The 13,867-nt window shown below is 41.2% G+C and carries 13 protein-coding genes; 6 read left to right on the forward strand and 7 right to left on the reverse strand.

The genetic code is table 11. From position 1 onward, the window contains the following. Positions 1-83 precede the first annotated feature (83 nt). The 3 genes from MHI32_RS19445 to MHI32_RS19455 form a co-directional block, all read right to left on the reverse strand. Positions 84-1,406, reverse strand: coding sequence for a GHKL domain-containing protein (locus MHI32_RS19445; protein WP_340010585.1), 1,323 nt, complete (start codon positions 1,404-1,406; stop codon positions 84-86). Continuing rightward, on the reverse strand, positions 1,407-2,132 hold the full coding sequence (locus MHI32_RS19450; RefSeq protein WP_076307676.1) for a LytTR family DNA-binding domain-containing protein: 726 nt from the start codon (positions 2,130-2,132) through the stop codon (positions 1,407-1,409). A 129-nt stretch (positions 2,133-2,261) separates the two neighbouring features. Next, the gene (locus tag MHI32_RS19455) at positions 2,262-3,476 is read right to left on the reverse strand and encodes an MFS transporter (RefSeq protein ID WP_076309688.1); all 1,215 of its coding nucleotides are present in this window, start codon (positions 3,474-3,476) and stop codon (positions 2,262-2,264) included. Positions 3,477-3,812: 336 nt separating this feature from the next. Here MHI32_RS19455 and MHI32_RS19460 point away from each other — a divergent pair, with 336 nt between their 5' ends. From MHI32_RS19460 to MHI32_RS19470, 3 genes are all read left to right on the forward strand, one after another. Further along, positions 3,813-5,393 carry a spore germination protein gene (locus MHI32_RS19460; RefSeq protein ID WP_256717474.1) on the forward strand — a complete coding sequence of 527 codons (1,581 nt, stop codon included), beginning with the start codon at positions 3,813-3,815 and terminating at the stop codon, positions 5,391-5,393. Between the two features lie 5 nt (positions 5,394-5,398). Beyond that, positions 5,399-6,568, forward strand: a complete 1,170-nt coding sequence (locus MHI32_RS19465) for a Ger(x)C family spore germination protein (RefSeq protein WP_175623572.1) — start codon at positions 5,399-5,401, stop codon at positions 6,566-6,568. A gap of 268 nt (positions 6,569-6,836) precedes the next feature. Continuing rightward, the gene (locus MHI32_RS19470; RefSeq protein WP_076190710.1) at positions 6,837-7,943 is read left to right on the forward strand and encodes an endospore germination permease; all 1,107 of its coding nucleotides are present in this window, start codon (positions 6,837-6,839) and stop codon (positions 7,941-7,943) included. Between the two features lie 423 nt (positions 7,944-8,366). On the opposite strand, the gene MHI32_RS19475 is transcribed toward MHI32_RS19470, so the two are convergent. Next, a complete protein-coding gene (locus MHI32_RS19475; RefSeq protein ID WP_081387123.1) occupies positions 8,367-9,032 on the reverse strand; it encodes a CAP domain-containing protein in 666 nt (221 codons plus the stop codon). Between the two features lie 435 nt (positions 9,033-9,467). Here MHI32_RS19475 and MHI32_RS19480 point away from each other — a divergent pair, with 435 nt between their 5' ends. Continuing rightward, the gene (locus tag MHI32_RS19480; protein ID WP_076127253.1) at positions 9,468-10,457 is read left to right on the forward strand and encodes a ketoacyl-ACP synthase III; all 990 of its coding nucleotides are present in this window, start codon (positions 9,468-9,470) and stop codon (positions 10,455-10,457) included. 33 nt (positions 10,458-10,490) lie between these two features. Here the strand turns inward: MHI32_RS19480 and MHI32_RS19485 are convergent, their stop codons facing one another. Continuing rightward, complete coding sequence (locus MHI32_RS19485) at positions 10,491-11,072, reverse strand: LysE family transporter (protein ID WP_076190707.1); 582 nt, start codon at positions 11,070-11,072, stop codon at positions 10,491-10,493. 114 nt (positions 11,073-11,186) lie between these two features. On the opposite strand from MHI32_RS19485, the gene MHI32_RS19490 reads away from it, so the two are divergent. Continuing rightward, positions 11,187-11,741, forward strand: coding sequence for an XRE family transcriptional regulator (locus tag MHI32_RS19490; RefSeq protein ID WP_340010590.1), 555 nt, complete (start codon positions 11,187-11,189; stop codon positions 11,739-11,741). A 77-nt stretch (positions 11,742-11,818) separates the two neighbouring features. On the opposite strand, the gene MHI32_RS19495 is transcribed toward MHI32_RS19490, so the two are convergent. Both MHI32_RS19495 and MHI32_RS19500 read right to left on the reverse strand, forming a co-directional pair. Continuing rightward, positions 11,819-12,025, reverse strand: coding sequence for a hypothetical protein (locus MHI32_RS19495; protein ID WP_076190702.1), 207 nt, complete (start codon positions 12,023-12,025; stop codon positions 11,819-11,821). Beyond that, on the reverse strand, positions 12,009-12,698 hold the full coding sequence (locus MHI32_RS19500) for a copper amine oxidase N-terminal domain-containing protein (RefSeq protein ID WP_076304547.1): 690 nt from the start codon (positions 12,696-12,698) through the stop codon (positions 12,009-12,011). The genes MHI32_RS19495 and MHI32_RS19500 overlap by 17 nt, the downstream gene beginning before the upstream one ends. Positions 12,699-12,953: 255 nt before the next feature. On the opposite strand from MHI32_RS19500, the gene MHI32_RS19505 reads away from it, so the two are divergent. Continuing rightward, a complete protein-coding gene (locus tag MHI32_RS19505) occupies positions 12,954-13,580 on the forward strand; it encodes a glycoside hydrolase domain-containing protein (protein WP_076190697.1) in 627 nt (208 codons plus the stop codon). Positions 13,581-13,867 lie beyond the last annotated feature (287 nt).

Raw genomic sequence — 13,867 nt, forward strand, 5'->3', positions numbered from 1 at the left:
GCCTCAATATATCATGGACCGCTGCTTACCAGCGGAAAGAGACCGTAACTTGCAGGTTAGGTGGAGTAGTTGGTTGCGGATTGCTACTCAGGCAGTGGTAATACCGCCAACATCATGAACTGCCCATTCTCATATCTGAAACTGACGCTTCCTTGAAGCTGTTGAACCGCATACTCAATGCTTTCGATTCCGAACCCTCTACGCCCAAAGTTCCGCTTGCTGGACAAAAAAGAGCCCTGCCCGTCCTCTATAAGCAGAGATGCAGGATTCTTTAAAGAAATCACCAATAACCCGTCGCAATAAATCACTTCCAGCTCAATAACATTCTGCTCTGACTCTGGTAATCTCTGAACCCCTTCGATTGCATTATCTAATGCATTGCCTAAAATAATTGCAATTTCAACCTCTTTGCCTGCAAGTGACAGGTCCTGCGGGATGCGAAAATGAGATTTCATTGTAACTTGATGTAGCTCGGCTTTGGCGAACTTCTCATTATAGATGGCATCAATAGCTATATTTCCAGAAGAAATATACTTTTCTCCTGCCTCCTGTGTCGAAGCAAGCTCCGCAATATATCGCTTGGCTTCTTGTACAGCTCCTTCATCCAGCAGAGAATGAATAAGGATCAACACATGGTTCAGATCATGCCGCAAACGCTGTGCTTCCTGATTATCTTTCAGTTTACTCGTGTAATCCTTCACTTGCTGCTGAAGCACATGATTATGCAATTCTATTTGCATCCGTTTCATTAACTTTTGATATATAAACATTACAGCCACATTAATTACAAGAATCCCAAGCAGGATGAATACAAAATCAAACGGAATATCAAAAGGTTTATCACTGGAATTTCTCAGATTCACAATAATAATAAGCAAAGAACCCGCAGAAACAAGATTCAGCACAGCCCAATCCTGATTCGACAGTAACGTTGTGGTATCCACTTTGAACAACCGCAGCAATAGCAGACATAACATGATGCTTAGCAAAACAACAAATAGGAAAGCAAAAGATAACCACCAGAAATTAACTGTATCTATTCCCTCGGCATTGAGTGGGATATGCTGAATCCCATACCATACCAGCATCTCAATAACCACCGTAAACACTGTATAGAAACTGCTAAAGAACAGCTTTTGTAGCACACTGCCGCGGAAATAAATTATGGTAATCAGACTATACACGAGCAGGTGAAGGATGACCGAATCAACTAGAGGCAAGCTAGCAGCGGTAAGCGATTTAATTATATAAAAGATAATAAGACAGCCTATAAATGACTGTTTGCTCCTGCTCAGGATCAGGAATTTCTTGAGAAAAATATAAAATGTGACCCCTTGCGGGACATATATAAGGACGAGCATAAATACACCAAAAAAATAAGGACTAATCTCCCGGATGAAAGACATTTATCTTAAGAGCCTCTTTTCTATAAAGGCATGGTAGGACCGTAAAGAATCAGAGCTTCTACTGCGGCTGACGGGAAGCTCCACCCCGTTCTTCAGCTGAATAAGTTCTTTGCTTAAAGAACGAACATACAGCCAATTTACTAGGAATCCCGTATGTACGCGACAAAAATCGTGTGATTCCAGCTGTCCTTCCAACTCTCTCAGTTTGCCATAATACGAGTAAGTCCCTTGTTCAGTACAAAGGACCAATTTTTTACCTCGTTCTACCGTGATATACATAATATCATCTACCCTTAAATTATAGCTCATATGATGGATTGAGAATGACAGCACGTTGTTTCTTTGCATGCATTGCTGAATGGCTTTGACTGTGGCGGTCTGCAGTTCATGTTCATCAATGGGTTTCAGCAGATAGCGAAAGGGATGAACCGCAAAGCTTCTTCTCATATAACTTGTATGGCTGGTGACATAGATAATTAATACCCTGGCATCTTTGAGCCGGATCTTCTCTGCGACTTCTATACCGTTATACTCGGGCATCTCCATATCCAGATAAACTATATCGTATGCGGTATTCGTCATTGCCTGAAGCAGGGTTTGGCCTGATTCAAAAATCTCAATAGAGGCAGTCATCCCTTGCAGGCTGGTTATCTGCTTCATGAGTAATTCTTCCAACCGCGAGGCATCTTGCCTCTGATCGTCACAGATAGCAATGTGAAGATTCATATTATGTATCCCTCCAAGTGAACGTAATTCTATCATATTATAATTTGAAAAAATATGAAGAACCGCCAAAAAGCCGATCCTCTCGGACCGGCCTATAAACTCTTTTTTACAGGGAAGTTTTTACCCCAGTCAATTCATCGGAATCGCGGACGCCAGCCGCCGAAACTGGATGAAAATAAACAGAGCGGTCAGCATCACCACAATTCCTGAACCGAGGAACCATAGCTGCACACCGTATCGATCCACCACAGGTCCTGCCAACAGCAGCCCTATTGGCGAAGACAACATCATAATACTGGTCACGAGTGAAATGACACGCCCAAGCATCTCGGGTTCAAAAGAACGTTGGATCATTGCCATGAAGGGACCATTGAAGAAGGGTGCCGCACTGCCCATCAAGAACGAGAGAATGGCAAAAATCACAAATGCATTCGGTCCAATCAAACCACTGATCACACAGGTAAGACCGATGACTAGCAGACCTACGCTCATATAGCTAATGTCGCTCCATTTAGATGAGAACATCGACAATAGCAGACCGCCTAAAATCATCCCGATGCTGAACACCGCTTCCACCAGGCTGGCACTGTATCCTCCACGGCCAAAATGAGACAATGTCATATAAGGAAACAGTGTCGCCAATGGCATAAATGCGATACTAAACACCGCAGTAGCCCCCGTAATCAACACAATGGGTTTCGCTTGAATGAGTGCGTTCCAACCCAAACGGAATTCTTGAACGAAAGACGGCGCAGCTGTAGACTGCACTTTAGGCTGATGGATCTTCACCATGAACAGCATCAGATTCGCAATCAAAGCCCCGGCCACATCGAGTAGCAATACTGCTCCAAGCGAAGTTGCCGAGTAAACCGCTATCCCAAGTGCAGGACCCATTACATTCGAGAAAGAGAACACCATCTGCTGCCAGCCCGCGACTCTTGTCAATTCTTCTTCAGGCGCAATCAACGGAACAGCCGCCTGAAAAGCCGGAGCATGAAAGGCTGATGCCGCCGAACGCAGGCTCAGAATGACATACACAAAGCCAAGTCCCGGTTCCCCCCACATGAAATAAATACCTAATATCAGACTGAAGAGCGCAATTGCGCTATCAGCAATAATCATCGTTATTTTACGATTCCAACGGTCCAGCCAGACCCCTACAAAAGGACCCAAGACCGCTTGCGGCAAAAACGCTGCCAACCCAGCAATCATCAAAACTGCCGCTGACCCTGTCGATTCCGTCAAGTGCCAGATCACCGCGAATTGAACCATCGAACTCGTGAGAATCGAGAAAATCTGTCCGCTAAAAATAAGGGCGAAGGCTTTTTTCCATTGTATTTGCATAAGGTCATCTCCTTTGATTAAAAACTTAAATAAACTCATTCCATGAGCATAGGCACACTGAAACAGGCACATCACAAATAAACTCATTTCCATATCTCAAAAAAATGAATGAGTCCACTTGTCTTGCACCACTGATTACCATAAACGAATGGAATGGGTCACAAGGAGCACCTCCTGGAAAAAATTATGTTCATTATAACATCGCATCTCTTCCCTGAGCCAGTTCCAATTGTTCTTTTTACGAAAAATTTGATCTATCCCCACCTTCCGAATAAATTCCTAAATAAGGGAGAAGATAAAAATCACTTAACATCTCATTTATTTAAGGAGAATTGCATGCGGAAATTTTTTAACGCCAAGACACCTCCGTCTAATCCTAAGGTGCACCCTCAATTCGAAGCCGAAAATGAGCTTTCAATGAAGGATCTTTTTTCCCATGCTATCTCTGCGTCTCTCGAAGACAACTTACAGATTATTAATAATTGTTTTGCGAATTGTTCGGACCTAAAGGTTATTCCATGGCATTATGGCCCGGATCTTAAGTATGAAGCCTCATCCGTCTATTTCAATACACTTACTAAGTCTGACCCTACAAATTATTTTAAAGATGTCTTGCAGAATTTAGTTCCGCATGAGCTGGGTCCCACCTTGGACGTGACCGTTGAAGATGTCATCTCCTATTTTGAAAAAAATGGTGTTTCATCACCGCTGCTTGAATTAATGGACAATATCGGTCAAGCCATTAAGGGGATTCTTGATGGGAAAGTTGTCCTTTTCTTTACAGGTTGGCAAAAAGCCGTTGCCTATTATGCCTTTGATGTAGAACAGCGCCAAACCTCTGAGCCCATTTCAGAGCCTACTGTTCAAGGTCCCCACGTCAGCTTTATAGAAAGCTTAGAGCGTAATGTAGGTGTTATTCGTAGTTTGCTGAAATCTACTAATCTTAAGTTCGAGTTCTTTACCTCTGGTAAGCAGGTTCAAAGAACGTTGTCCTATGGTTATCTGGATGGAGTAGTCAAACCAGAAACATTAAATCAATTCAAACAACGGATAGCAAGTATTGATCAGGAAGAAATTCTTGACGTTTCCTATCTCGAAGAGTGGATCGGTGATTCGCTCTACTCACCATTTCCACAAGTCCGCTATACAGAACGACCGGATACAGCTATAACAGCTCTGCTAGACGGAAAGATTATTGCCATGGTTAACGGAAGTCCTTCCATTCTGATCTGTCCCGGGAATTTCATGGAGTTTTTTACGAATAGTGAAGATTATTACTACCGGACCATTTTTTCATCATTGATAAGAATGATTAGGGTCGCTGCCTTCATCATCGCCCTGCTGTTACCCAGTACCTATATTGCCTTATCCAACTTCCATTCCGAACTAATTCCCACAGTTCTGCTGCTTGCCATTCTAAACACACGCGAAGGAATCCCCTTTCCGGCTATGGTTGAAGCTTTGATCATGGAGTTTTTCTTTGAGCTATTGAGAGAGGCGGGCATACGCTTACCCAGACCGATTGGGTCGGCCGTCAGTATCGTTGGGGCATTGGTCATTGGACAAGCTGCTATTCAATCGCAGATTGCCTCTCCGGTCATGGTCATTGTCGTCGCTTTGACAGGCATTGCCTCATTTGCGCTACCTCAATACAATATGGCAATTGCGCTGCGGATTTTACGGTTTCCCTTAATGATTCTCGCGGCAACATTCGGAGGACTTGGCATCATGGTCGGTTTTATTCTAATTTATCTCCATCTGGCTACCTTGCGCTCTTTAGGAGAACCGTATTTAGACTCGTTAGCTCCGCTAGATCTTAAAAGAGTACGTGATTCTATTTTTCTACTTCCGAGAAGACTGCTGCTTCATTCACCACGAAATCGACACCTATATAAAAAGACTTCAGGAAGGAAGTAGATATAGTGAAGCGGCTTACTACCATACTAATTTCCCTTCTTGTACTCACTCTAACTAGCGGATGCTGGGATAATAAAGAATTGGACGAGTATGGGTATGTGCAGGCGGTCGCCATTGACCAAAGCGAAGACAATCGGATTGTGATTACGACACATTTCTATAATCCTTCCACCAAAATAGAAATGGGACAAGCAGGGGATCCAGCGTCCAAGGGAATTAATATTGTTACGAGTGGAGAAACCTTTTTTGAAGCAATAAGGGAGATCCCGGCAAAATTTGGTCGAAAAGCCAAATGGGATCATATGCGTGTCATATTAATCGGGGAGCAACTAGCCAGAACCTCGAACATCCGGGAGGTACTTGATTTTTTCTCCAGGGATCAAGAACCGCGTGGTACCGTTCTTCCTCTCATCGCTGAGCAATCTGCGGCACCATTTTTAGATATCAACCCGTTTATCGAGCAGACCATTGGTCAACAGTATAAGAGAATGGAGACGAGCGGTGCTCTATATGCCGCAAAAACTTCCAAGATTCCTCTCTATGAGCTGGCTATACAAATGTGTAGCCCCTCCAATACTTCCATCATCCCTTACCTGCATAAGACCAGTTTGGATCATAAACCCTTGATATCTGGGCTGGCTGTAATTCATGACGGTAAAATGATTGACATTCTAAAGGAGAAGGATACAGAAGCATTCATGATGCTGACGGATAGATATATCTATGGAGTACTAGAATTTCCTTGCCCGGATGAGACCGAAGTACCGTTGCGAAAAAAAGAAACGCTTGAAGTGCTTACCTTCAACAGTACGCTTACTCCAATCGTAAAAAACGGTTCTGTGTCCGTCGGTGTAAACATTGCTATTGAAGGGATGATCGGAGAATTACGTTGCTCACATTTAAAAAACAATAAGGACATGAAGCTTTTTGAGCAGCGTATCATAACTCAGGTTGAACAACAGGTTGAGCACGCAACCAAGTTTTTGAAAACAAAAAAGATCGACGCACTCGGAATTGGCAATCAGATTTACCGGAAAAATCCGCAGCTGTGGAAACAACTAGAGCCTCAATGGAAGGATACATTCGCCCAGACTCAGTTCGATATCAACGTTGATGTCAAAGTGTTAAGTACTGGAATGAACTCAGGCACAATATTTGGAACAAAGGAGAAGTAGCTATGGTGGGAAAAATAATCTGCGTTCTCTTATTAGCTTCCGCTATGCTAGCCCATGACATCCCAAGGTTTAGACAAGCCTCCATCCGCGATCGAGTAGTTTATGGAGTATTATTACTACCCGTACTTTATCTCGGATTTATCTTTATTGCAGCTAAGCCATGGCCCAATTTAGATTCCATCTTCAATTTATTCACGGCTCCAGCTGAGCACATCGTCCATTGGATCAACCCTGCCATTTCATAAGCTTAAAGAATGAGGAGGAACGTATGAATAAGCAAGAACGTGTTAGTTCGATCCAAATGTCCATGCTGTTTCTCTTCTTTATGACCGGTTCCTCAATCGTTATCGTCCCTGCGTCACTAACTAACTTTGCCGGCAACGGAGCCTGGATATCCCTCTTAATCGCCTCGGCCATAGGAATGGCTCTGCTTTCCGGTATTCTATATTTGAACCGACGAGCGCCAGATCTTTCGCTTGTGGAACAAAGCCGCTCCGTACTTGGAAACGGACTGACCCTAGTCCTCCTGATTCCTTTCACTTGTGTACTGTTTTGGAATGTCGCTGGAATTGTAATTGAGATCGGAACCTTTTTCAAAAGCACGATGTTAAAAGAAACGCCCACTTACGCAGTAAATACCATGTTTTTTATTACGATTGCGATGACAGCTCTAGCTGGAATTGAAGTGATTGCCCGCATGGCAGCCGTCCTAATGTCACTAATGTTCGGATTTATCATCTTAGTCTGGATACTCGTAGCAGGGTTGTATCATCCCGAGTACCTACTGCCCATCATGCCTGATGGATTTAGGCCTATCCTAAGCGCTGCATATGTAGTCTATGGCTTCCCCTATTCCGAGCTTATCGTTTTTTCGATGATTTTACCGTTCGTGCGTAAAGAAGACAATTCTAAACTGGGAAAACAGATGTATCTTGCACTCATCATCAATGCCCTGACGTTAATTGCTTCTGTCATTAGCAGTATTATGGTATTGGGACCACTGTCCGGCAGCTTGAAATATTCATTATATCAGTTGGCGAGACTCATTTATTTTCAGGAAACCATTGAAAGAATCGAATCCGTGATTGGTTTTTCACTCATTATCGGCTTCTATTTCAAGGCTTCTATCCTGCTGCTTATTCTTATTAAAGTACTAAAGGAGCTTCTGAGATTGAATGATGAACGTTTAATTGTTTTCCCACTTGCTTTTGTCTGCCTGCTGTTATCTGTAACGACTTACACACAGGAGTCTGAGCTTGAGAAAATCGTGAATACTACATGGCCCTTGCTCACTAACCTAGCTTACATCCTGCCGTTTCTTCTGATTCTATTGGTCACTTTTATTCGTTATCATATAAATCAACACAAAAAATAACCCGTTCTAAACGGATTCAATTCCCCTATCTCATTTCGCAGACTTCGGCTTCTTCTTTTCTTGAATCCAGCCCGCCAGCAAAAGTATTGCTCTACATAATTGCTTGCCATCGCGATTGAAGATTCTGAGATTTCCTGACCCAGAGGACGTTATTCCCAATTTTTTGGCCTTTGGAGCAGAGTTTCGGACTCCACTGACGCTATCTCATATAAAAAGACTCATATTGAGTGTTTTTTGTGGGAATAGCTGCTATACAGTCCGCTAGGATGCAAAATATGGACCAATGACGCGTTTAAGGTCAGCTGTGTCCGATGGGCTTGGTCTGTGCAATTGTTATTGGATCAAACGAAGCAAAGTAGGGATGCCCAACAGCCACCTTTAGCTTATTAGGACACCCCTGTTAAGTTTATTACGTTACTCGCTCTAACCAATAAATTCTTGAACCCACTCGCTGTTATAGTAACCTATTCCAATTTCTGTGAAGCTGCTATTCAGGATGTTGGCACGATGACCAGGACTGTTCATCCATTGGTTCATTACTTCTTCTGCGCTCGACTGACCTTTGGCGATATTTTCCCCTGCTGAATTGTATGAGATCCCGAATGCTTTCATCATATCAAACGGAGATCCATACGTAGGAGACTGATGGTCAAAATAGTTATTGTCATACATATCCTGCGCTTTAGCCAAAGCCATTTTCGAAAGTTCGCTATTTAAGCTAAGAGGCTTCAAGCCTGCATTCGTTCTTTCTTTATTCACCAGATCCAATACTTGCTGTACCGATTGGGATGTATTGGTGGATGGTTGTGGATTTGCAGACTTCTGTGGGACAGCAGAATGTTGCGGATTTGCAGAATATTGTGGTTTGGCCGATTGCTGCGGATACGTTGTTTGATCTGTTGTGCTTCCTGTAGGTGGATTGGTACGGATGAACCCATCCAGCCATTTCGTTACATCGCCAGGAACTTGTTTAGTCTTAATTGTTGAATTCCCTGCATTCTCCGTGGAAATGGAAGATGCTTGCGTTAAAGTTGAACTTGAGGCAGTTTTACGAGCATGATTGTCAACCTTCGTTTGTTGAGTTGTCATTTGGTTGTTGGCCGAGTTATTACCCGAACAAGCAGTAACGAGTAATAGCGCTACTATTACGATAAATGGTTTAATAAGAACCCCTCCTGATTTGGCAAAGTAGTGACTTAATCGAATAAAGTTTTTGTAAAGTACCCCTGATTTATTCATCCCTAATTCAAAAATATAAAAAGCAAAAAAGTCCACTCGCAACATGGTTGCTGTGGACTTAATCTTAGTGGATATTTTAGATGCGTCGATATAGTTACATTTATAGTAATTTATAGAATTTTTTACTAATTAATGTTATGCTTTGTTAAGATCATAAAGTATAACATCAAATAAGATTTGGACAAACAAGCTTATAGAAATAAGCAGGCGTTGTTAGGTTAATAGATACTTTTAGATTACTTAATGTAATGTGATTGCAAAATTATTACAAGGAGTGATCATGCTATGTTAGAAGGTATCTCGATAAAACAAGTCTCCATTTATTGTCCTGAAAGAGTGATTAACAACCAATATTTTATTGACCATTTTCAAAAGCAAGGTATAGATATTAAGCGGATTCTTAAAAAGACAGGCAGAAAAAACCGCCATGTTATTGAAGGAACGAAGGAGAACTCGTTGACGATGGCGATTAATGCCGCTCAACAGGCAATTGATGCTGCATCATTGAAATCTGCAGATATAGACCTGATTCTTTTTTCCAGCTCAACTCCGGAATATTTATCACCTACGAATTCATTGCTTATTCACAAAGCTATCAAAGGTAAAGATGATACGCTTTGCTATGACTTGAATGGTAATTGTATAGGAATGTTTATTGCGGTTGAACAGGCTGCTCGTACTTTATACGATGATCCTGATAGAGATAGAGCGTTGGTTATCGGTTCGGATTTTTTAAATTTATGGGCTGATCCTTCACATCCAATAACATATTCAATTTTTGGCGATGCCGCCGTAGCCCTCATTTTAGAAAAAGATCATTCAGAGAGTGGATTAATTGACGTAAGGTATCTTTCGGACAGCCGTTTTACAGAAGAAATTGTGTACCCCGCTCAAGGATTGGCTAAGTCTTTGCGTGATGGGGCTGAACACCGCTACTTACACTGGGGGAGATTCAGCGGAATAGACAGTGTACGATTTGCGGAAGCATCTATTGTTGAATTATTGAACAAACATCACCTAACATTCGAGGATATACAAGTTTTTTGTTTTTCACAATTTACATTGGCTAATATTAAATTACTTCAAGCTAAGCTGAACCTGGATCAACATAAAATTATTTATGTAGCCGACGAATATGGCTATACAGGCACAAGCAGTCCCTTTCTGGCCTTATATTGTGCTATTGAACATGGTTTGATCAAACGTGGCGACAACTTATTATTTTGGACATTGGGGTCAGGTTATCAAGCCGGTTCAATGTTATGGCGTTATTGACATGGGGCTCCATTCATTCATTCATTCATTCATTCATCCTATCACTATCGAAACTCCACAATACACTAACAACAATCCCATCAGTATATTAAATTGACTTCTATATTTAGATATCATTTTTTTGAAAAGAGAACCACATAAACACCAACTAAAAGTGCCCATAAAACCGATGAATGCTAAGACTATAGAGTAAATCAATAAGCTAAAATAGGAAGAATGAGAGGTAAGAATAAATGTAGATGTAACTGTGATTCCATATAATATCCCTTTAGGATTAATAAATTGTAAAAGCATACCCGCAATAAAACTGTTGTGTTTATCGCCACTTCCATCACTTTCTTGATGTTTACTTGTAATAATTTTAAATGCTAAATAAAACATGTAGACTCCGCCTATCACAGCCATAATAGATTCAATCTTAGGGATAAAATTGATCAGAAGTATATTAAAATAGCAACATAACAATATAATCACGAAAAAACCTGTGCCCACTCCTAAACAAAATCTCATTGTTTTTTGTAAACCAAACTGGTTTGCAAAAGTCATTGCCATAATGTTATTGGGTCCCGGAGTAAAGCTAGCCACAAATGCATATAAAAACAAAGAAACAATCACTGAATTCCACCTCGTTGTATGTTATAATGTATTTATCAGACGCTATAACGTCCTTATGTGCGTTTTATTGTATATCCTGGTCGTTATAAAGTAAATAGGAATAGGAGAATTACCGTGGAAGAGATAAATCAAATCATTGCGGAGAATATAAAAAAGATTAGAAGAAGTAAAGATTTAAGCCTGGAAAAGGTGGCTGAATTAACAGGAGTAAGCAAAACAATGATTGGTCAAATCGAAAGAGGCGAATCGGCACCTACCATTACAACCATTTGGAAGATCGCCAATGGATTAAAAACTTCATTTTCTGCGCTGATAGATTACCCAAAGCCTGACACAAGAGTCGTATTAAGAAATGAAATTCAACCACTGCTTGAAGACAACGGAAAATATCGGGTGTACCCATCTTTCCCATTTGATGAAAGCAAACGATTTGAGGGTTATACAGTTGAGATAGACAAAGGTGGATACCTTGATGCCAATCCACATATGGAAGGAACTGAAGAATTAATCACTGTATTTGATGGTGAATTGTCTTTGCGTGTCAATGATAATGAATATCTATTAAAATCTGGTGATTCTATCACGTTTAACGCAGACAAACCCCATGTATATTATAATCCAGGACAATTATTGACCCGTTTAAGCATGATCTTATATTATTCTAGTTAGCAAAAAAACCAAGGTTCTTAAACCTTGGGATCAAATCTTACTATGATAACCTGCGGAGATAACGCTCAGCCTCCCCATTATGAACCGTCCAGCATTAACTTATAAACCTTACCGTCTTTTGCATATTCATTATTAAAAAGCAGGGCATCCCCTTCTCTTTTCAGGAATTTCAGATTGTCTCCAAAAAAAGGAAGGTCGTTTGTTTCGGCATATTTTTGCTGCTCTACGTCAAGAAGTGCCTTGTACAACAATGTTTTGGCACCTGTTTTACGATCTATCATCATGAGGAAACCTTGCTGATTGGACCGAATCAGCAGAAAATCTTGGTTCTCCGTAAACATCTGTTACGGTCAGATAGATTAGGCCTTTCGGCGTCTTCTGAAAATCGAACTGAACAGCATCGAATAACTGCGAACCAAGGTTCGTTAGCAAACGAGTTTGTCCTGCGGAATCTGTTAGATATAAACCCCCTGTTTTTTTATCCACTGTATAAGTAGATCCAGCAAATTGTGCGCTGGCACTAGCATAGTTCAATAGCCCAGTTGCTGTATATATCCTCTTCGTCGCATCCCAGCTGACCGTTGTTCCTCCTAATGAATTTACAAGAAAACGGGCAGGTACATAGAGTTGACCATTAATTTCAAAAGGAACACCTTCTACACTTACCAATTTACCATCAAGGGCCCCCTGTTTACTTCCAATACGAACGGCTATCTTTTTTCCCCATCCAGTAAACTCCGCTCTTTGATGCGATTTATCCCATACAACCTTAAGTCCTGCCGCTTCCCAGTGACTGGCTGAAACATAAGTAATCCCATCCTTTACTAGTGCAGCGCTCGTACCTTTCCCGCCTCCATCCATAATGAAAGTGAAGTAAGCGGGCAATGCCGCATTCGCAACTGGAGCAGCAAGCAATGATGCAACAAGTATTGGAGCTAGCAACCATCTTTTATCCATATCTTGATCAACCTCCATGTTAGAAAATCATAAATTCTTCATAGGGTATAGACGCAGTTTAATTCCAAAGGTTCCTATAAGTTAACAATAATAGTAAATTCTAAGTTCAAAGTCTCTCCTTCTATTATTCCTCTCAATCTGCCTCTTTTTCTCTCATTTCGTTGTTCCCCCAAGAATCTGTGAAAATTTTCTCATATATTGATAGGGAGGTTGGCGCCAATCCTTAAACAAAATAATTGAAAGAAGGCAATTACAATGGCTTTAGGTTGTGATACAGCTACAAATGTAACAGCAGCAAGATTAACTACACTTAAAAATAATAAATTCACATTCGTTTGCCGATATTTGAATCGCGTCGAAGGATACCAGGATGGTCTCACCTCAGCTGAGATTACACGGATTTCAGATGGGGGATTATATATCATATCCCTTTATCAAATCAGCAAATCGCTCGATCATTTTACGAAAGCCAATGGGGTTAAAGATGCTGAAACGGCTGTAGGATTAGCAAGTGATTTGGGACAAACCAGCAGCACTCCGATTTATTTTGCGATAGACCGCGATATGACCTCTACCGAAATCACAAACAATATAGTACCTTATTTTCAAGGCATAAAATCAGTGCTAGACAGCAGTACTAAAAATTCCAAAGGTTATAAAATGGGTATCTACGGATCACGAGCAGTCTGCTCTCATATTCGAGGCACTAATTCCGCCACAACACGTTACACCTTCATCGTAGATAATGACTGGCAGGGAACCTTCGAGGATTGGAACCTGCGACAATATAATTTCAACACTGAGGTAGGAACAAGCACTGGCAAAATCAACGTAGACTATGTAGAGTCCTCCTCACATAGCGGTGGAGGCTGGAAAAAGTAATTTATTCCACTTTTATCGGTGACGAGGCGTCGTACGAAAGCAGATTATGATAGATTCAAATAAAGTCTCGTTATTATAAAAATAGTAAAAAGACAACCAGGCATGGATTATCCGATTAATGGAGAAGCTCTGCCTGGTGTTTTTGGTTTGTAGCGGTTTGTTTAAGCAGATAATCATAAATCGTAGCTATCCGATTTTAATGTCTTCTTTGGGCAACCCTCGGAGAAAAATACGCAGAATTTTCCAATTCCCAGCCGAATTACGATCGAGCATCCATTTCGCACTGA

This window comes from Paenibacillus sp. FSL H7-0690, assembly GCF_037980415.1.
GTDB lineage: Bacteria > Bacillota > Bacilli > Paenibacillales > Paenibacillaceae > Paenibacillus_AQ > Paenibacillus_AQ odorifer.